Source organism: Kocuria sp. WN036 (assembly GCF_002287015.1).
GTDB classification, from domain to species: Bacteria; Actinomycetota; Actinomycetes; order Actinomycetales; family Micrococcaceae; genus Kocuria; species Kocuria rosea.
In genome coordinates this window covers 1-18622 of the sequence record NZ_NSKF01000018.1, presented here as the reverse complement: position 1 = coordinate 18622, position 18622 = coordinate 1, and the positions used below count along the sequence as shown (strand labels likewise).

Sequence of the window (18622 nt, the reverse complement as noted above, 5' to 3'; positions counted from 1 at the left end):
CACGGGGTTCGCATTCGGTCACACACGCACACCGTCCCTACGCTGGGCAGAGCACAGGAGTGGGGGCTCCGTTTCCGCAGGGGGATCGCTCTCGCTCCAGTCCATCGGGGGGTGGGCCGTGCGCACCATCCCGCCTCCCGTCCCGACGGCCGGAGGAATCCTTGACCACCACCCGCAGCACCACCGCTTCCCTCGCGCTCGCGGCCGCCCTCGCCCTCGTCCCGCTGGGCTCCGCCGCGGCGGAGCCCGGGGCCGCCGCGACCGCGGGCCAGGCCGTCCAGCCGGTCCCGGCGACCACCGGAACCGCTCCCGGTGCCGACTCGGCAACGGCGGCGGCGACCGACCGCGTCGTCGTGAAGTTCCGGGACGGCACCGCCCCCGAGGACTCCCGCGACGTCGTGTACGCGCAGGCCGCCGGCCGGTCCGGGGGCGCCGGGCTCGTGGAGACCACGGCCACCGCGGACGGCGCCCAGGTGGTGCGGACCGACGGGATGCTGGCCGGCGCCGAGCTCGACGCGCTGACCACCGCCCTGGAGCAGGACCCCGCCGTGGAGTACGCGGAGCCGGACCTCCTGGCGACCACCACCGCCGTGCCGAACGACCCGTCCTACGCCGCGCTGCAGTGGAGCCTGTGGGACGACCCGGCCGGACTGGGCATGCCCCTCGCGTGGGACCGGGCCACCGGCGCCGGGCAGACCATCGCCGTCGTGGACACCGGCATCACCGCCCACCCCGACCTGGACGCCAACGTCCTGCCCGGCTACGACTTCGTCTCCACGGCCCAGAACGGCCGGGACGGCGACGGGTGGGACGCCGACCCGACGGACATGGGCGACTACCCCGACGCCGTGCTGTGCCCCAACAGCCCCATGCCCCCGAGCTCCACCTGGCACGGCACCCACACGGCCGGCATCGCCGCGGCCGACGCGAACAACGGACTGGGCGTCGCGGGGGTGGCCCCGGACGCGAGGATCCTGCCCGTGCGCGCCGTGGGCGCCTGCAGCCAGGGGTACATCACCGACGTCGCCGCCGGCGTCCTGTGGGCCGCCGGCGCCCCGGTGGCGGGCGCCGCCGCCAACCCGAACCCCGCGACGGTCATCAACCTCAGCCTCGGCGTGCCGGGGGAGTGCCCGGCGGTGCTGCAGTCCGCGATCAGCGAGGCCGTGAACCGCGGGATCCCCGTGGTCGTGGCCGCGGGCAACCAGGCCGTGGACGCCGCGCAGTCCGCGCCGGCCAACTGCGCCGGCGTGATCTCGGTCGCCGCGACGGACGTCTCGGGCGCGCTGGCCCCCTACTCCAACTTCGGCTCGGTCACGGTCGCGGCCCCGGGCGGGGACCCCTACGCGCAGATCCTCTCGACCGGCAACGCCGGGGCGCAGGGCCTCGGCGCACCCACGTACACGGAGCGCAACGGCACGTCCATGGCGGCCCCGGCGGTCGCCGGCACCGTGGCGCTGCTCCGGGAGCTCGCCCCGGGGCTGGGCGTGGCGGGTCTCCAGGACGCCCTGACCTCGACGGCCCGGCAGGCCCCCGGCGGGTGCGCGCCCGGCTGCGGCGCCGGCATCGTCGACCCGGTCTCCGCGCTGGTCGCGGTGCAGGGCGGCGAGCCCTTCAGCACCGCGGGCGGCATCGGGGCGCTGCACCGGAAGATCGGCGCGACCACCGGCGAGGCCCGCTCCCGGGAGCTGTGCGCCCTGGGCGGCACGCCCTGCTTCCAGGAGTTCGCCAACGGCTGGATCGTCTGGAACTCCGGCCTCGGGGCCCGCTGGCAGCAGGTCCTCCCGGCCCAGTGGTGGGCGATCCCCGCCGCCGGCTGACCCTCGCCCCGCCCGCCGGCGCCGTCCACCCGCTCGGGGTGGGCGGCGCCGTCGTCGTCCCCGGGCCGTTCCTCCGGGACCACCTCTAAGTCCAGCGAAAAGCATGGATCTTCCCATTCGGTAACACGAGCAGACGCTCCGTACGCTGAGCGCAGCGGCGCCGACTCCCCTTCCCGTGGTCGGCGCGCCGCAGCTCCCCCGCTGCGCGCTGCACCCCCACCGGCTGGAGAGTCCATGACGTCCTTCCACGGCCGCGCCCTGGCGGCCGCCCTGGTCCTGATCCTGGTCGGCGCCGCGGCCCCCGCCGCGGCCCGGCCCCCGGCCGAGGCCACCGTGCCCGCCGCACCGGCGCCCGCGCCCGCTGCGGAGGGGACCGGGAGCCCCGGCGCGACCGACCGGGTGATCGTGAAGTTCAAGGACGGCGCGGAACCCGCCCCGCGGGCCCGCGAGCGCGTCTACGCGGAGGCCGCGGAGCGGATCGCGCCCGGGGGCGCGGCGGCGGGCGAGCCGGCGGCGGCGCCCCTGCTGGACGAGATCAGCCGGACCGTGGACTCGGCCCGGGTCGTGGCGGCGGACGGGCTCCTCGACGCGGAACAGCTCGAGACCCTGACCGGCGCCCTCGAGGAGGACCCGGCCGTCGAGTACGCCGAGCCGGACCATCTCGCGAGCATCGCCGCGGTGCCCGACGACCCGTACTACGCGACGTCGCAGTGGAACCTCCAGCCCGCCGCGGCAGGCCTCGACCTGCCCAGCGCCTGGGACCGGGCGACCGGCAGGGGCCAGACCATCGCGGTCGTGGACACCGGGATCACGTCCCACCCCGACCTGGACGCCAACGTGGCACCGGGCCACGACTTCGTCTCCCTGCACGCCGGGGGCGTGCAGCCGGGCCACTCCCGCGACGGGGACGGCTGGGACCCGGACCCGCGGGACGAGGGGGACCACGCCGGTCCCGGCGAGTGCGGATCCGGCTCCGCCGCCCGCTCCTCCTCCTGGCACGGCACGCACACGGCGGGCATCGCGGCGGCGCGGGGCAACAACGGCACCGGTGTGGCCGGTGTCGCCCACGGCGCGACGCTCCTGCCGGTGCGCGCCCTCGGGGCCTGCGGGGACGGGTACGTGTCCGACATCGCCGTGGCCATCGCCTGGGCCGCCGGCGAGGACGTCGACGCCGTCCCGGCGAACCCCCACCCGGCGACCGTGGTGAACCTCAGCCTGGGCTTCCTCTCCGGCACGTGCCCGGCCGCCCTGCAGGACGGGATCGACCGGGCCCTGTCCCGCGGGGCGAGCGTGGTCGTGGCGGCGGGCAACCACGACCGCGACGCCAGGATGGAGTCCCCGGCCAACTGCCGGGGGGTGATCACCGTGGCCGCCAGCACCGACCGGGGCGCCCGCGCCGGGTACTCCAACTGGGGCCGGGTCACGCTGGCCGCCCCGGGCGGGGACCCCTCCCGGCAGATCCTGTCCACCGCCGACACCGGGAGCGCCCGGCCCGGCGGCGGCACCTACTCCTACAAGTACGGCACCTCGATGGCCAGCCCCACGGTCGCGGGGGTCGTGGCGCTGGTCCGCGAGACGGACCCGTCCCTCTCCCCGGCCCAGGTCAAGGAGGTCCTGGCCGCCACGGCCCGGCCCCTGCCCGGGTCCTGCCCGGGCGGCTGCGGCGCAGGGCTCGTGCACCCCAGGGCCGCCGTCGCCCGGGCCACGCTCCAGGAGGGCTACCGCACCCAGGGCGCCATCGGCGCCCTCCACGCCCGGATCGGCGCCTCCACCGGGGCGCCGCGCTCGCACGAATGGTGCGGCCTCGCCCAGGACGGCTGCTACCAGGAGTTCGAGCGCGGGGCCGTCTACTGGAGCGCGGACTCGGGCGCCCGGTGGGTGCACGGCGGTGTGCGCGGCGCCTGGAACCGCGCCGGCGGCGTGAACGGCCTCCTGGGCTATCCCCGGACCGGGGAGCGCGACAACGGCGCCGGCGGCGTCCACCAGCACTTCCAGCGGGGCACGGTCGTCTGGAGCGCCGGGACCGGTGCGGCCCCCGTGCACGGCGCCGTCGGCGCGCGCTGGGCGGCCCTCGGCGCGGAGACGGGTCTGCTGGGGCACCCGCTGGGCGGTGAGCACCGCGGTCCGGCCGGCGGGGCGCACCAGTCCTTCGAGCGGGGCAGGATCCTGTGGTCGCCCGCGACCGGCGCGCAGCCCGTGCGCGGGGCGATCGGCCGGGCCCACGCCGACCTCCGGGGCGAGCACGGCCGCCTGGGCTACCCGGTGACCCCGGAGCAGCGCTCCGGGGACACGGTCGTCCAGCGCTTCCAGGGCGGGTCGATCGGCTACCGCCACGGCGCGATCACGGTCTCCGCCCGCTGAGCGGGCCCGGGCCGCCCGGACCCGCTTCAGGAGTTGAGCTGGTGGATGCGGGCGCTCAGGACCGTGGCGAAGCCGCACCAGCCGGCGTAGGGGAGCAGGGCGGCGCCGTGCAGGGGCCGTGCCTGCGCCGCCCGGCGCGCGAGATCGGCGGTGCTGACGGTCAGCGCCGCGGCCGTGACCGTGGCCAGGCCGGTGTCGTGCTTCGTGAAGAAGACCCAGCTCCACCCCGCGTTGAGGGCGAGGTTCAGCGCGAGCGCCCGGCGGTAGCCGCGCTCGCGCCGTGCCGCCTCGGACGGGGTGCACCCCGGGCGCCGGATCGTCCGCACCCGCGGTCCGCGGCGGTGCGCGCCCGGGCGGGTCTGCCGCTGCAGCTCGGTGAGCACGGCCGCGGAGGTCACCGCGAGATCCGCGTAGAGCACGGTCCACACGACCGGGAACACGGCGGCCGGCGGCTGCAGCCCCGGCTTCCGCAGGTCCCGGTACCAGGGGCTGTCCACCCCGGCGGAGGCCGCGGTGCCGGCCGCGGCGGCCGCCCCCGTCTGCGCGCTGGTCTTGAGCAGGTTCGTCCAGAACATGGGTCAGTCCTTCGTCTCGGTGGTGTCCGGGTCCTCGGCGGCGTGCCGCCTCCCGACGGCGTCCCGGGGGCCGGTGCGGTCCGGTGGGCCGGCGGCGTCCCCGTCCGGACGGGTGCCGCCGGAGGCGTCCGCCCGCTGCCGGGCCCAGGTGCCCAGGATCCCGGCGACCACCGCCCCGGCGTGGCCGGCGGCCATGTCGCCCATGGTGTCCAGGTAGCCCACGTTCACCTGGGGGTCCACGAGGTAGTAGCCGGCGAACTCGAGGTACTCCCACACGAGGGCCAGTGCCGCGCCCAGGGAGCTGACCAGGACCACGTGGGAGACCGGGCCGGGGGACGAGAGCCGGGACCACCGCTCGAGGGCGCGGAACGTCAGCTCGGCCAGCACCGCGGTGGCCGCGAAGTGGACGACCAGGTCCCAGTGGTCGTACCTCTCGTAGAGCAGGAACACGGAGCTCCAGGCCGCGACCAGCAGCGTCAGGTCCGTGATGATCTCCAGGGCCGCGGGCAGCCGGGCCCGCCACGTGATGGTGATGGCCAGGCACACGAGCATCATCACGGAGGCGCCCACGGCGTCGAAGAACAGCGCGGTGAGCAGCACGGAGAGCGGGCCGAGCCACCGCACCGCCAGGGCGAGCCGGCTCATGCGCGGCCCCCCGGCAGCCGGTGCCCCAGGCGCGCCTGCCACCGCTCCCACGGGCGCTCGTCGGCCCAGTTGAGCCGGATCGTCCGGAAGGCGCGCGCCAGCCGGCGGACGGCGGGGCGCCCGCCCCGCAGCGCCCGCGGGGACATGCCCACGGACAGGCCGGGCCGGAAGAGGATCCGGTGCGCCGGGTCCAGCCGGAAGCTGAGGTCGAAGTCGTCGTGCAGCTCCGGGTCGTGCCGGTGGACGCCGTCCCGGACCTCGAGCCACCAGGAGCGGCGCATCGCCATGTTGGTGCCGAACAGGGGAGGGTGGGCCAGCGCGGCGGCCGTGCTGAGCACGTACAGGCCGATGTAGAGGGCGGAGAGCAGCCGGTCGAGGCCGGGCGGCAGGCCGTGGAAGCGGCCCGGGCCGGCCACGGCGACCACGTCCGGGCGGGACGCGAGGGCCGCGAGCAGCCCGGCGATCCACTCCGGGCCGGGGACGGTGTCCGCGTCGCAGCGCACCACCACCTCCCCCCGGGCGGCGTCGTAGCCGGCGGCCGCGGCGGGCGGGATGCCCGGCGCGGGCTCGTACACCACGCGGGCCCCGGCGGCGCGGGCCACGTCCGCGGTGCCGTCGCTCGAGGCGTTGTCCACCACCACGACCTCGTCCGGCGGCCGGGTCTGCGCGGCGAGCAGCCGCAGGCAGCGCGCGAGGTGCACGGCGTCGTCCCGGGCCGGCACGACCACGGACACCGTGGGGGCACCGGGCGCCCCCGGGGGCGGGAGGTCCGGTCCGGCGGGGTCTCTGCTCTCCGTCATGGCCCCATTCTCTCGCGCCCGCGCCCTAGAATCGGCACATGCAGTCCGACGAGGGCACGATCAGCACGTCCGGCGCCGCGGCGCCGGGCGGCAGCGCGCACCGGGGGCGGCGCGGATTCGACGTGCTCTTCCTGTTGCAGCAGTTCAGCACCGAGGCCGAGCGGTACGCGGACCAGGTCCGCCGCCGCTTCGGGCTGGCGCACAAGGACGTCCACGCCCTCAACGAGGTCATGCAGGCCAACCGCGCCGGCCGCCCGATCCGCGCCGGGGACATCGCCCGCCGGCTCGTGCTCAGCGGCTCGGCGACCACCACGGTGATCAAGCGCCTGGTCGCCGCGGGGCACCTGGTGCGCGCGGTCGACCCCCGCGACCGGCGGGAGGTCAGCCTGCAGGCCACCGAGCACGCCTACCGCTCCGGCCGCCAGATGTTCTCGGCCATGGGCGAGGAGGTCCTGGCGGTGCTCGACGACTGCACCGACGAGGAGATCGACGTCCTGCGGCGGCGCCTGCCCGAGCTCACCGAGGCGGTCCGCCGGGCCGGCCACCGGGCGGGGGAGGGCGCGCCCGAGGACGGGGCGGCGACCGGGGGGACCCCGCCCGCGGCGGCTCCGGAGGGTTCCGGGGCGGCTCCGCGCACGGCGTGACACGGACAATTGATTCGATTTTCGAAGGACTGTGGTGGAATGGGGGAATGGTGACGGTCTTCTCGCGCGAATCGGCCTTCTCGAGCGCTCGTCCGGGCACCGGGACGCGGACCGGGCACGGTGGGGGGCGAGAGCCTGCCCGGGTGCCCGTCCTGGAGGAGTTCCTCGCCGAGGCCACCGGCCGCGCCGAGGCCGTGGACCCCGGCTTCGCCCGGCTGTGGGGCGAGGTCGCCCGGCTCAGCTCCGGCGGCAAGCAGATCCGTCCGCACCTCGTGCGGCTCACGGCCGGCGCCTATCCCGCGCCCGAGCCGGACCCCGTGGTCGAGTCCGTCGGGGCGGCGTTCGAGCTGCTGCACACCGCCCTCATCGTGCACGACGACGTCATCGACCAGGACGAGCTGCGCCGGCACCAGCCCACCATCAACGCCGCCGCGGCCTCCCGGGCGTTCGCGTCCGGCTCGGGGCCGGACCAGGCGCGCCAGTACGGCGCGAGCGTGGGCGTCATCGCCGGGGACCTCGCCCTGGCCGGCGCGTACCGGCTCGTGGCCCGCTCCGGGCTCTCGCCCGAGCGGCTGCCCCGGGTCCTCGACCTGCTCGACGCCGCCCTGTTCTCCTCGGCCGCGGGCGAGCTGCTCGACGTCGACCACACCCTGCCCGGGGCCCGTCCCGGCCGCGAGCAGATCCTCGCGGCCACGTGCCTGAAGACCGCGGTCTACTCCTTCGAGACCCCCCTGCAGGCCGGGGGAGTGCTCGGCGGGGCCCCCGACCGGGACGTGGAGGTGCTCGGGCGCCTCGGCCGCACCGTGGGCACCGCCTACCAGCTCGTGGACGACCTGCTCGGCGTCTTCGGCGACCCGGAGGCCACGGGCAAGTCCGCGGTCAGCGACCTGCGAGAGGGCAAGCGGACCATGCTCGTGGCCGCAGCCCAGCGCACGCCCGCCGGCGAGGAGCTCGACGCGATCCTGGGCCGCCACGAGATCAGCAGCGAGCACGCCCTGCGCGCCCGTGACCTGCTCGAGCAGTGCGGGGCGCGGCAGGAGGTCGAGGACATGGTCGCCGGGTGCGCGGCCGAGGCCCGCGCCCTGCTCGACGCCGCGGGCCTGCCCGCCGCCCTCGAGGAGGACCTGCGCCGCATCGTGGCCGGGGCCACGGAGCGCATCCGGTGACCGCCGCCCAGCACACCGGGTCACCGGCCGAGGCCGCCGCCCGGTACGACGACACCGCCCAGCAGGCCGCCGCGACCGTCATCCGCCGCTACTCCACGTCCTTCGGCCTCGCCTGCCGGCTGCTGGGCCCGGAGATCCGCCCGCACGTCTACGCCGTCTACGCCCTGGTGCGGATCGCCGACGAGATCGTCGACGGCGCCAGCGCCGGCGCCGGCGTCCCGCCCCGGGGCTCGCGGGAGCTGCTGGACGGCCTCGAGGACGAGACGTACGCGGCGATCGAGCGCGGCTTCAGCAGCAACCTCGTGGTGCACGCCTTCGCCCGCACCGCGCGCCACGCGGGGATCGGCCCCGACCTCGTGCGCCCGTTCTTCGCGTCCATGCGCGCCGACCTCAGCGAGGACCGGCACAGCGCCGCCTCCCTCGACGAGTACGTGTACGGCTCGGCCGAGGTCGTGGGGCTGATGTGCCTGCAGGTCTTCCTGGCCGGCCGCACCGTGCCCGAGCGGCGCCGCGCGCAGCTCGTGGCGGGGGCCCGCCGCCTGGGCGCGGCGTTCCAGAAGGTCAACTTCCTGCGCGACCTGGCCGAGGACTACGGGGAGCTCGGCCGCGTGTACTTCCCCGGCGTGGAGCCCGGGGAGTTCTCCGAGACCGAGAAGAACCGCCTCCTCGACGACATCGACGCCGACCTCGCGGCCGCCCGCGCGGTCGTCGACGACCTCCCCGGGTCCTCACGCGCCGCCGTCCTCGCCGCCCACGACCTGTTCCGGGAGCTGTCCGTGCGGATCCGCGCCACCCCTGCCCGGGAGCTGCTGAGCTCCCGCATCCGCGTGCCGAACCCCCGCAAGGCCGCGCTCGCCGCGACCGCCGTGGTCAGGGCGCGCACCCGCCGCCGCCCCACCGGGCCCCGGGGACGGCACGCCGTGGTGGTGGGGGCCGGGATCGCCGGGCTCGCCGCCGCGGGCCTGCTCGCGAAGGACGGCTGGGACGTGACCGTCCTGGAGCGCGGGAGCACGACGGGCGGGCGCGCCGGGCGGCTCGAGCGGGACGGCTTCCGCTTCGACACCGGGCCCTCCTGGTACCTCATGCCGGAGGTCTTCGACCACTTCTTCCGGCTCATGGGCTCCAGCGCCGCCCAGGAGCTCGAGCTGCTCCGCCTGGACCCCGCCTACCGGGTCTGGGGCGAGTGCTACGAGCGGCCCATCGACATCCGCTCGGACCTCGAGGACACCGTGGCGCTGTTCGAGTCCGTGGAGCCCGGGGCGGGCGAGCGGATCCGGGCGTACCTGGCCTCCGCGAAGCGGACCTACCAGCTGGCCGTCGACCACTTCCTCTACACCTCCTACGCCTCGTTCACGCCGCTGCTCACCCGGCCGGTCGTGCGGGGCCTGCCCGAGCTCGCCCGGCACCTCACCGGCTCGCTGCACGACTTCGCCGCCGGCACCGTGCAGGACACGCGGCTGCGGCAGGTGCTCGGCTACCCCGCCGTCTTCCTGGCCAGCGCGCCCCGCATGACGCCGTCGCTCTACCACCTCATGAGCCACATGGACCTCACGGACTCCGTCCAGTACCCGCAGGGCGGGTTCCGCCGGGTCGTCGAGGCCGTCGAGCGGCTCGCCGTCGCCCACGGGGCACGGATCCGGACGGGCGCGGACGTGGTGCGGATCAGCACCTCCCCGGCCGCCGAGGGCCCCGTCCGGGCCACCGGCGTCGTGTGGCGGGACGCGGACGGGGCGGAGCACGAGCTGGCGGCGGACGTCGTCGTCTCGGCCGCGGACCTGCACCACACCGAGACCGCGCTGCTCCCGCGCGAGCTGCAGAGCTACCCGCAGCGGTACTGGGACCGGCGCCAGACCGGCCCCGGGGCGGTGCTCGTGATGCTCGGGGTCCGCGGGGAGCTGCCCGAGCTCCCGCACCACAGCCTGTTCTTCAGCGAGGACTGGGACACGAACTTCCGGGCGATCTTCGAGGAGCCCACGAGCGTCCCGGACCCCGCGTCCGTCTACGTCTGCAAGCCCTCGGCGACCGACCCCGGCGTGGCCCCGGACGGGCACGAGAACCTCTTCGTGCTGATCCCGGTCCCCGCCGACCCCGCGCTGGGCGCGGGCGGACCGGACGGCACCGGCTCCCCGCGGGTCGAGGCCGTCGCGGACCGGGTGATCGACCAGGTCGCGGCGTGGGCCGGTGTGCCGGACCTGCGGGAGCGCGTGGTGGTGCGCCACACCGTGGGCCCCGAGGACTTCCGGCGGGACTTCAACTCCTGGCGCGGCAACGTGCTCGGTCCCGCCCACGTGCTCAAGCAGTCCGCGTTCTTCCGGGGCGCCAACCGCAGCCGGAAGGTCGCCGGCCTGCACTACTGCGGGGCCTCGACGATCCCCGGCATCGGCCTGCCGATGTGCCTGATCAGCGCGGAGATCCTGCTCAAGGACCTGCGCGGGGACACCTCCACCGGACCGCTGGCAGAACCCCTGGTGCCGCGCGGATGAGCTTCGTGTACCTCGGCTTCCTGCTCCTCAGCCTGGCCGGGATGGTGCTCCTCGACGTGCGGGAGCGACTGTTCTTCGCCCAGGACCCCCGCCGGGCGGCCCTCGTGCTGCTCGTGGGCCTGGTGTTCTTCCTCGCCTGGGACGTCGCCGGGATCAGCCTCGGGATCTTCCTGCACAGCCGCAGTGCGTGGGCGACCGGCTGGATGGTCGCCCCGCAGATCCCCGTCGAGGAGGTCGTGTTCCTCGTGTTCCTCTGCTACCTGACGATGAACCTCGTCCGGCTCACGGAGAAGGCGCTGGCGCGCCGCTCCGCGGCGGCCGGTCCGGCCCGCGGAGGAGCGGACGCCCCGTGACCTACGCCCTCGTGATCCCCGTCTTCCTCGCGCTCGCCGTGACCCCGGCCACCCTGCTGGTCCGCCGGCCCTCCCCGGCGCCGCCGCGGCGCCGGGCCCTGGCCGTGCTCGGGATCTCCTTCGCCGTGCTCGCGCTGCTGACGGTCGTGTTCGACAACCTCATGATCGCCGCCGGGTTCTTCGACTACGGGGCCGGGCACATCACGGAGCTGCGGATCGGCCTCGTGCCGGTCGAGGACTTCGCGTACCCGCTCGCCGCGCTGCTGCTGCTGCCCTCGCTGTGGTGGGGGCTGGCCGAGCGCGGCCGGCTCACCGCCACCGTGCGCACCCTCGTGGCCACCTCCCGGCCGGTCTCCTGGGTCAACACCGCCTACCCCTTCGCGGCGGCCTACGTCCTGAGCACAGGCCGGGTGGACCTGCCCCTGGTGGTGGGGACGCTGTTCTTCCTCTTCCCGTACAACCTCCTGATGTACGGGATCAACGACGTCTTCGACTACGAGTCCGACCTCCGCAACCCCCGCAAGGGCGGTGTCGAGGGCGCGCTCGTGGACCGCTCCGAGCACCGGACGGTCCTCGTGGGCTCGGTGCTGACGGCGCTGCCGTTCCTGGCGTACCTGTTCCTGGCGGGCGGGGCCGCCGCGGCGGCGGTGCTCGGGGTCAGCCTGTTCGCGGTGGCGGCCTACAGCCTCAAGGGGCTGCGCTTCAAGGAGGTCCCGTTCCTGGACTCGGCGACCTCCGCCACCCACTTCGTGTCCCCGGCGGTCTACGGCCTCGTGCTCGCCGGCGCGGCCTGGTCGGGGGGCCTCGTGGCCCTGTGCGCCGGGTTCTTCCTGTGGTCGATGGCCTCGCAGGCGTTCGGGGCCGTGCAGGACGTCCAGGCGGACCGGGAGGGCGGGCTGCGCTCGATCGCCACCGTCCTGGGCGCCCGCCCCACGGTGTGGGCCGCCGCGGCCCTCTACCTCGCCGCCGGGGTGCTCCTGCTGCTCGCCCCCTGGCCCGGGCCGGTCGCGTCCCTCCTGGTGCTGCCCTACCTCGCCAACCTCGTGCCCTTCCTGACCATCACGGACGCCGGCTGCGAGCGCGCCAACCGGGGCTGGCGGCGGTTCCTGTGGCTGAACTACCTCACCGGGTTCCTCGCGACGCTGCTGCTGCTCTGGGCGTGGGAGCTCGCCCGCTGACCGGCCGCCCGGCCCGGGGCGGGGACCTGCCGTGGGCTCCGGCCCTACCCGAGGCGCTTCAGCAGCTTGTCGGTCGAGATCATGGCGCCGCCCAGCACCGCGGGCAGCCCGCCGCCCGGGTGCACGGAGGCGCCCACCCGCCACAGCCACGGCCGCAGCGGACTCGTGTGGGCCGGGGCGTGGAACGGGCCGCTGCGCCACGCGGGACGCACGGCGCCGTAGAGCGCCCCTCCTGCCGAGCCGTGCGCGGCGAAGTACGCGGGGTCCAGGATCTCCGCGCTCCGGAAGCGGTCCGTGATCGGCCCGGGCAGCCCGAGCACCCGCGCCGTGCGCTCGAGCTCGCGCGCGACGAACGGGTCCTCGAGGGTGTAGGACTTCCCGTTGGCCGGCGCGGTCAGCAGCAGGGCGAGCGTGGCCGCGCTGTTGGGGTGGCCCGCGTGCGCCGGGTAGTGGTTGGCGAAGGCCATGGTCTGCTCGGGCTCGGTCCCGGCCTCCAGGTCGGCGTAGAGGTCGGCGGGCCGGTCGGGCATGATCACCCCGTGCCGGGGCGTCCCCTCGGGCAGCTCGTGGTCGAGCACGGCGTAGACCGCGATCGCCGAGCAGCTGAGCCGGCGCGGTGCCCGGGGCGCGCGCCCGGCGAGCAGCCCGTCCAGCCGGTGGGCGTCGAGCCCGCTGACGACGGCGTCGGCCGGGTACGCGCCCCGGGCGGTCAGGACGCGCCGGCGGGCGACGGAGGTCACCGGCTCCCCGGTGCGGAGCTCGACCCCGGCGTCCACGGCGAGGCGCCGGAGCGCCTCGACGAGCTCGTAGACCCCGCCCCGGGGGATCCAGACGCCGTCGCGCGCCATGACGGCGGGCATGCTCGCGTAGAGGGCCGGGGTCCGTGCCGGGCCGACACCGGCGTTGAGGGTGTGGATGGCGATGACCTCGCGCAGGCCCTCCGGCATCCAGGTGAGGCTGTCGAGGTAGTCACGGGTCGTGAGCCGGCGCCCGTACAGCGTCCCGAGCCGGCCCAGCGCGGGATAGGCCGCCCGGTCCAGCACGTCGGTGGTCAGCAGCCGGGTGATGTCCGGGCCGAGCACGCCGTGCTCGGCCTCGAAGCGGGTCCAGGCCGCGTGCCAGGGGTGCCCGGGCGGGACGGGCAGCTCGCACCGGGTGCCGCGGTAGTAGTACGTGCCGACCGCGGGCAGGCGCTCCAGCTCCAGCCCGGCGGTCTCCTCGGCCCTCGGCGCTCCGGCTCCTGCGGGGCCGGCGTCCCGCAGCCGGTCCAGGCGGCGGAGGAGCTCCTCCCACACCCCCGGGAAGGTGAAGAGGGACGGTCCGGTGTCCAGGCGCTGCCCCTCGGCCTCGAGCCGGCGGCTCTTGCCGCCGAGGTGGTCGGCGGCCTCGAGGAGGGTGACGCGGTGACCGGCGTGGCCGAGCAGCACGGCCGAGGTCAGCCCCCCGATCCCCCCGCCGACGACGACGACGCGGCTCACGGGTACAGCCCGAAGAACAGCGCCACCGTCAGCTGCACGCCGGCCACGGCGCCGGCGACGTAGGGGAACGCGATCGAGTACCGGTACAACCGGTGCCCGGTCCCCGGCCTCGGGTCCCGCAGGAGGGAGACCACGAGCCACCCGGCGATGAGCGCGTTGACCGCGGCCACCGGGAGGCTGACCAGCGCGAAGCCCAGCGTGGACACGGCCCACCAGCCGCCGCTCCACAGGGCCGTCCCGCGCGCGCCCAGCCGGACCGCCGTCGTCGTGATGGCCACCGCGCGGTCCTCCTCGATGTCCTGGACGGCGTCGAACGCGTGCTTGGCCACGCTCCAGGCCATCAGGCCGAGGGCCGCGGGCCACACGGGGGCCGCCCCGAGCGCGTGGGCGACGAAGACCAGCGGCAGCGCGTAGGCGGCGTTGCTCAGGGAGTCGAGGTACGCCCGGGCCTTGAAGCGCAGGGGAGGGGCCGAGTAGAACACGAAGACCAGGACGTACAGCGCGATCCAGCCCAGCGCGGCCGGGGGCAGGGTCACGGCGAACCAGACGACGAACGGCACGTTGGTGACGAGCACCGCGGTCAGGATCGTGCGCACCTCCTCGGACCGGATGAGGGCTCCCTCGAGCGAGCCCTTGCGGGGGTTGAGGGCGTCGGTGTCCTGGTCGAAGACGTCGTTGACGCCGTAGATCAGCAGGTTGAAGGGGAGGGTGAGCCACAGCAGCAGCGGCAGCGCCTCCCACTGCCAGAGCGAGCCCGCCAGCCACATGCCCACCACGCCGGTGCCCAGGGCGTTGATCCAGAGCACCGGTCGCGAGATGTGCACGATCCGCTGGAGCGCGGGGGCGAATCCGGCCTGGGGCACGGCGGCGGACCTCCTCGGACGTCAGGTGACCCGGGGGTCCGGGTGCACCCCACACTACGTCGGTTCCGGGGCCGTTGCGGCGGCGGGCCCCGGCGGTCCCGGGGTGCTCCGCCGGTCCGTTCGTGCGCCGTCCCGCCGCGGGGCAGACTGTGGGGGTGCGCATGATGCTGCTGACCTCCGGAACCCGCGGCGACGTGGAGCCCTTCGCGGCCCTGGCCCGGCACGCCGCCGCACAGGGCCACCGGGTCCGGCTGGGGGTGCCGGAGAACTCCGGGGTGGACCTGGCCGGGATCGACACCGTCGGCCTGGACGTGGACTTCCACCGGCTGATGGACGCCCCCGGGGCCTCGCCGCGGGCGGCGGTGCACCACGTCCGCGCGGAGGTCCGCCCCGGGATGCGGCGGATGTTCTCCGCGGCGGTGCGCGAGACCCTGGCGTTCGACCCGGACCTGGTCCTGCACCACCCGCTGATCCTCAGCGCGCCGGCCGTGGCCGACGCCCTCGGCGTCCCCCGCGCGCTCGCCGAGTTCGTGCCCGTGGCGACGCCCACCCGGGAGTTCTCCGCACCGGGCGGGCCCACGGTCTCGAAGGACCTCGGGCGGTTCAACCGGGCGACCTACGCGGTGCCCCGCGGCGGCGCCCGGCTGTTCCGCCGGGACGTCGAGCACGCGTGCCGGCAGCTGCCCGGCGGCCGGGCGCCCCGGCACCCCGCACCCTCCCGCGCCACGCTGATGGGGATCAGCCCGCAGCTGCTGCCCCGGCCCGCCGACTGGCCGGCCCGGGTGCACCTGACCGGTGCCTGGCACCCCGGCGCGGCCGCCCCCGCCCCGGACCCGGCGGTGGCCGAGTTCGTCCGGGGCGGGCCGTGCCTGGTGGCGACCTTCGGGTCCATGGCGGCCGGGGACCCGTCCGCGCGGGGGAGGACGGTCGTGGACAGCGCGCGCGCCCACGGGCTGCGGACCCTCCTGGTCACGGGCTGGGGCGGTCTGTCCCTGCCGCCGGACCGCCGCGGCGAGGACGTGCTGGTGGTGCCGGCCGCCCCGCTGGGCGCCCTGCTCCCGGACGCCGCGGTGGCGGTCCACCACGGCGGAGCCGGGACGGTGCACGCGGTGGCCCGTGCGGGCGTCCCGTCCGTGGTGGTGCCCTTCCTCGTCGACCAGCCCTTCTGGGGCCGGCAGCTGCACCGGCTCGGCATCGCCGCGGCCCCCATCCCGCGCCGGTCGCTGACGGCGGAGGCCCTGGTCCCCGCCGTGGGCGACGCCCTCGCCCGCCGGGAGCGGGCGCAGCGCGTGGGGCGCGCGGTCCGGGCGGAGCAGGGCCTGGACACCGCCCTCGACGTCCTCACCGGCCTCTGAGCGCGGGCCGCCTCCCGGGGCACGTCCCCGGGATCTCGTGACCGGGCCGGCGACCCCGGCAGAAATCATCAGCGGGGCTGACGGATCAGCATGGGAAAACATCGCTGTTCCGCACGGATGACGCCCCCGATACTGGAGGGACCGGGCGACGCCCCGCCCGCCGCCACCCCTCCCGGAGGACTGCACCATGACCGTCGACCTGCTCCCGCCCCGTTCCCCCCGGACCTCCTCGCGCCCGGACGACGCCGCCGGCCGCGGACCGGCGGCACCGCTCCTCCGGGGCGGGCGGCACAGCTGGGCCGACGTCGAGCAGGACTGCCCGTACTGCGCGGGTCCCGAGACCGACTGAACGGCGCCCCGCCCGAGGCGTCGTCGGGGCCTCCGACGTAGTGTGGTCGGGAACACCCCGACCGTCAGGAGGTCCGCCGTGGAACGGCGTCTGCCCCAGTGGTCCGAGCTGCGCCCGCTCCTGCAGTTCGAGCCCCCCGCCCTCGACCGCCGCGCGGCCCGGCTCGCCCGGGCCGCGGACCTCTGGGACCTGCGCCGGATCGCCCGCCGCCGCACCCCGCGCCCGGCCTTCGACTACGCGGACGGCGCCGCCCAGCGCGAACTGACCCGCCGGCGTTCGCGGGAGGCGTTCGACGCGGTCGAGCTGCTGCCCCGGATCCTGCACGGCATCGCCGCTCCCGACCTGTCCACGCCGATCGCCGGGGCGCGGTCCGCGCTGCCGTTCGGGATCGCCCCGACCGGCTTCACCCGCTTCATGCACGCGGAGGGTGAGATCGGGGGAGTCCGCGCGGCGGAGCGGGCCGGCATCCCCTTCACGCTGTCCACCATGGGCACCCGCTCGCTGGAGGAGGTCGCCGCGGCCGGACCGGACGCGACCCGCTGGTTCCAGCTGTACCTGTGGAAGGACCGGGCCAGGTCCCGGGACCTGCTGGAGCGCGCCGCGGCCCACGGCTACGGCACCCTGCTCGTCACCGTGGACACCCCGGTGGCGGGCCAGCGGCTGCGGGACGTGCGCAACGGCATGGTCATCCCGCCCAGGCTGACGCTGCGGACGGTGGCCGACGCCTCCTACCGGCCCGAGTGGTGGTTCAACTTCCTCACCACCGACTCCCTGAAGTTCGCGTCCCTCTCGAGCACGAGCGCCGACCTGCCCACCATCACGAACTCGATGTTCGACCCGACCCTGTCCTACGCGGACCTCGAGTGGATCCGCTCCGTGTGGCCGGGGAAGCTCTTCGTGAAGGGGGTGCTGACCCGGGACGACGCCCGGCAGTCCCTGGCCGCCGGGGCCGACGGGCTGGTGGTCTCCAACCACGGCGGCCGCCAGCTGGACCGCGCCCCCGCCTCGCTGCACGCGCTGCCCGAGGTGCGGGACGAGGTGGGGGAGGGCGTCGAGCTGATCCTCGACTCCGGGGTGATGAGCGGCGCCGACGTGATCACCGCCCTGTGCGCCGGAGCGGACTTCGTGCTCATCGGCCGGGCCTACCTCTACGGGCTGATGGCCGGCGGGCAGCAGGGGGTGGAGCGGGCGATCGGGCTGCTGGCCGAGGAGGTGCGGATCAGCATGCAGCTGATGGGCGCCGAGACGGTCGCCGACCTGGGCCCGCACCTGCTCGGCGCCCGCCACCACCCCGACCGCTCCCGCCGGGACGCCCCGGCCGACCGGCGCTGAACCACCGGCCCCCGCACCGAGGAGTCGCGTTCCGCCTCCGCCGCTGCCGAGGGGTCGCGTTCTGTCGACAAGTGACCGCGATACCGGCCGAGCGCGACCCCTCGCGATGGGGGTGCGCCGGACGCGACCCCTCGCGGGCGGCGGCGGGACCGGGGGCCGCTAGAGGTCCGCGAGCACCGACACCGGGTTCTCCACCGCGTCGGCCACCATGCGCAGGAAGCCGCCGGCGGCCCCGCCGTCGCACACCCGGTGGTCGAACGCGAGGGAGAGCTGGGTGACCTTGCGGACGGCCAGCTGCCCGTCGACCACCCACGGGCGGTCGATGATCCGGCCGATCCCGAGGATCGCGACCTCCGGGTGGTTGATGATCGCCGCGGCCCCGTCCGTGCCGAACACCCCGTAGTTGTTGAGGGTGAACGTGGAGCCGGACAGCTCGGCGGGCCCGGCCTTGCCGGAGCGGGCGAGCTCGGTGAGCCGCCGGAGCTCGGCGTCGAGCCCGCGGGCGCTCAGGGTGTGCGCGCCGCGGATGTTCGGCACCACGAGCCCGCGGTCGGTCTGCGCCGCGAAGCCGAGGTTCACGCCGTCGAAGCGCACGATCTCCTGGCTGCCGTCCTCGAGGGTCTCGATCCGCGTGGCGAGCTCGGGGTGGCGGGCCAGGCCGGCAAGCACGAACCGCGCGATCAGGGCCATGAGCCCCGGTGCGGTCGCGGGGTCCTGGGCCTTGAGCTCGGCGCGCAGCTCCACGAGCCTCGTGGCGTCCACGTCCACCCAGACGGTGGCCTCGGGGATCTCGGCGCGGGAACGGGTCATGGCCTGCCCGATGACCTTGCGGATCCCGGAGACCGGGACCCGCTCCGCGACCCCGAGCCCCGTGCGGGCGTCCACGGCGGACGGCGCCGCGGTGGTGGACGGCACCGGGGCGGGGGCCGACGACGTCGGGGCCGTGCTCTCCCGCGCGGCCGGTGCGGCGGGGGCGGCCGCCGCGGTCACCACGTCCCGGCGCAGGATGAGCCCGCCGGGGCCCGAGCCGCGCACGGTGGAGATGTCGACCCCACGGTCCTTGGCGAGCTTGCGCACGATCGGCGAGACGACCGTGGGCGCCAGGCGCGGGGCCGAGGCCATCGCGTCGTGGGCGGCACCCGCGGCCTGCGCCGCCCGGGACGCGGCCTGCTCCGCGGCCCGCGCGCGGGCGGGCTCGGGGACCGGCCGGGCGGCGGAGGCGG

At 76.2% G+C, this 18622-nt stretch carries 16 protein-coding genes; 10 read left to right on the top strand and 6 right to left on the bottom strand.

Features of this window, described 5'->3' with window-relative positions; all coding sequences use genetic code 11:
• Positions 1–161: 161 nt before the first annotated feature.
• On the top strand, positions 162–1817 hold the full coding sequence (locus CK505_RS11930; RefSeq protein WP_095651200.1) for a S8 family serine peptidase: 1656 nt from the start codon (positions 162–164) through the stop codon (positions 1815–1817).
• Positions 1818–2051: 234 nt separating this feature from the next.
• Positions 2052–4178 (top strand): S8 family serine peptidase, encoded by a 2127-nt coding sequence (locus CK505_RS11925; RefSeq protein ID WP_095651199.1) that lies wholly within the window; start codon positions 2052–2054, stop codon positions 4176–4178.
• Positions 4179–4204: 26 nt separating this feature from the next.
• On the opposite strand, the gene CK505_RS11920 is transcribed toward CK505_RS11925, so the two are convergent.
• From CK505_RS11920 to CK505_RS11910, 3 genes are read right to left on the bottom strand one after another with little or no spacing between them, the layout of a single operon-like run.
• On the bottom strand, positions 4205–4753 hold the full coding sequence (locus tag CK505_RS11920) for a TspO/MBR family protein (RefSeq protein ID WP_095651198.1): 549 nt from the start codon (positions 4751–4753) through the stop codon (positions 4205–4207).
• Between the two features lie 3 nt (positions 4754–4756).
• A complete protein-coding gene (locus tag CK505_RS11915; RefSeq protein WP_017834826.1) occupies positions 4757–5398 on the bottom strand; it encodes a hypothetical protein in 642 nt (213 codons plus the stop codon).
• Entirely contained in the window at positions 5395–6198 is an 804-nt protein-coding gene (locus CK505_RS11910; RefSeq protein WP_095651197.1) for a glycosyltransferase family A protein, read from the bottom strand. The genes CK505_RS11915 and CK505_RS11910 overlap by 4 nt, the downstream gene beginning before the upstream one ends.
• A 38-nt stretch (positions 6199–6236) precedes the next feature.
• On the opposite strand from CK505_RS11910, the gene CK505_RS11905 reads away from it, so the two are divergent.
• The 5 genes from CK505_RS11905 to CK505_RS11885 all read left to right on the top strand — a co-directional run bounded on the left by CK505_RS11905 (position 6237) and on the right by CK505_RS11885 (position 12022).
• Entirely contained in the window at positions 6237–6842 is a 606-nt protein-coding gene (locus tag CK505_RS11905; protein ID WP_035923226.1) for a MarR family winged helix-turn-helix transcriptional regulator, read from the top strand.
• 143 nt (positions 6843–6985) lie between these two features.
• Positions 6986–8008 (top strand): polyprenyl synthetase family protein, encoded by a 1023-nt coding sequence (locus tag CK505_RS11900; RefSeq protein WP_229588493.1) that lies wholly within the window; start codon positions 6986–6988, stop codon positions 8006–8008.
• The gene (gene crtI / locus CK505_RS11895) at positions 8005–10491 is read left to right on the top strand and encodes a phytoene desaturase family protein (RefSeq protein ID WP_095651195.1); all 2487 of its coding nucleotides are present in this window, start codon (positions 8005–8007) and stop codon (positions 10489–10491) included. Before CK505_RS11900 ends, crtI begins: the two co-directional genes overlap by 4 nt.
• Positions 10488–10844 (top strand): lycopene cyclase domain-containing protein, encoded by a 357-nt coding sequence (locus CK505_RS11890; RefSeq protein WP_095651194.1) that lies wholly within the window; start codon positions 10488–10490, stop codon positions 10842–10844. Before crtI ends, CK505_RS11890 begins: the two co-directional genes overlap by 4 nt.
• The gene (locus CK505_RS11885; RefSeq protein WP_095651193.1) at positions 10841–12022 is read left to right on the top strand and encodes a prenyltransferase; all 1182 of its coding nucleotides are present in this window, start codon (positions 10841–10843) and stop codon (positions 12020–12022) included. Before CK505_RS11890 ends, CK505_RS11885 begins: the two co-directional genes overlap by 4 nt.
• Positions 12023–12066: 44 nt before the next feature.
• On the opposite strand, the gene CK505_RS11880 is transcribed toward CK505_RS11885, so the two are convergent.
• Both CK505_RS11880 and CK505_RS11875 read right to left on the bottom strand, forming a co-directional pair.
• Positions 12067–13500 (bottom strand): NAD(P)/FAD-dependent oxidoreductase, encoded by a 1434-nt coding sequence (locus tag CK505_RS11880; protein ID WP_095651192.1) that lies wholly within the window; start codon positions 13498–13500, stop codon positions 12067–12069.
• The gene (locus tag CK505_RS11875) at positions 13497–14363 is read right to left on the bottom strand and encodes a UbiA family prenyltransferase (protein ID WP_017834834.1); all 867 of its coding nucleotides are present in this window, start codon (positions 14361–14363) and stop codon (positions 13497–13499) included. The genes CK505_RS11880 and CK505_RS11875 overlap by 4 nt, the downstream gene beginning before the upstream one ends.
• Before the next feature lie 161 nt (positions 14364–14524).
• On the opposite strand from CK505_RS11875, the gene CK505_RS11870 reads away from it, so the two are divergent.
• The 3 genes from CK505_RS11870 to CK505_RS11865 all read left to right on the top strand — a co-directional run bounded on the left by CK505_RS11870 (position 14525) and on the right by CK505_RS11865 (position 17399).
• Complete coding sequence (locus tag CK505_RS11870; RefSeq protein WP_017834835.1) at positions 14525–15718, top strand: glycosyltransferase; 1194 nt, start codon at positions 14525–14527, stop codon at positions 15716–15718.
• 187 nt (positions 15719–15905) lie between these two features.
• On the top strand, positions 15906–16067 hold the full coding sequence (locus tag CK505_RS18480) for a hypothetical protein (protein ID WP_017834836.1): 162 nt from the start codon (positions 15906–15908) through the stop codon (positions 16065–16067).
• A 78-nt stretch (positions 16068–16145) separates the two neighbouring features.
• Positions 16146–17399 (top strand): alpha-hydroxy acid oxidase, encoded by a 1254-nt coding sequence (locus tag CK505_RS11865; protein ID WP_095651191.1) that lies wholly within the window; start codon positions 16146–16148, stop codon positions 17397–17399.
• Between the two features lie 159 nt (positions 17400–17558).
• Here the strand turns inward: CK505_RS11865 and CK505_RS11860 are convergent.
• On the bottom strand, positions 17559–18622 hold a 1064-nt coding region (locus CK505_RS11860), incomplete at its 5' end, for a dihydrolipoamide acetyltransferase family protein (protein WP_095651190.1).

Excerpts from the sequence above, each read along its gene's own strand:
- CK505_RS11910 (WP_095651197.1), bottom strand. The coding sequence starts at position 6,198 with ATGACGGAGAGCAGAGACCCCGCCGGACCGGACCTCCCGCCCCCGGGG.
- CK505_RS18480 (WP_017834836.1), top strand. The coding sequence starts at position 15,906 with ATGACCGTCGACCTGCTCCCGCCCCGTTCCCCCCGGACCTCCTCGCGC.
- CK505_RS11905 (WP_035923226.1), top strand. The coding sequence starts at position 6,237 with ATGCAGTCCGACGAGGGCACGATCAGCACGTCCGGCGCCGCGGCGCCG.
- CK505_RS11925 (WP_095651199.1), top strand. The coding sequence starts at position 2,052 with ATGACGTCCTTCCACGGCCGCGCCCTGGCGGCCGCCCTGGTCCTGATC.
- CK505_RS11870 (WP_017834835.1), top strand. The coding sequence starts at position 14,525 with ATGATGCTGCTGACCTCCGGAACCCGCGGCGACGTGGAGCCCTTCGCG.
- CK505_RS11890 (WP_095651194.1), top strand. The coding sequence starts at position 10,488 with ATGAGCTTCGTGTACCTCGGCTTCCTGCTCCTCAGCCTGGCCGGGATG.
- CK505_RS11915 (WP_017834826.1), bottom strand. The coding sequence starts at position 5,398 with ATGAGCCGGCTCGCCCTGGCGGTGCGGTGGCTCGGCCCGCTCTCCGTG.
- CK505_RS11920 (WP_095651198.1), bottom strand. The coding sequence starts at position 4,753 with ATGTTCTGGACGAACCTGCTCAAGACCAGCGCGCAGACGGGGGCGGCC.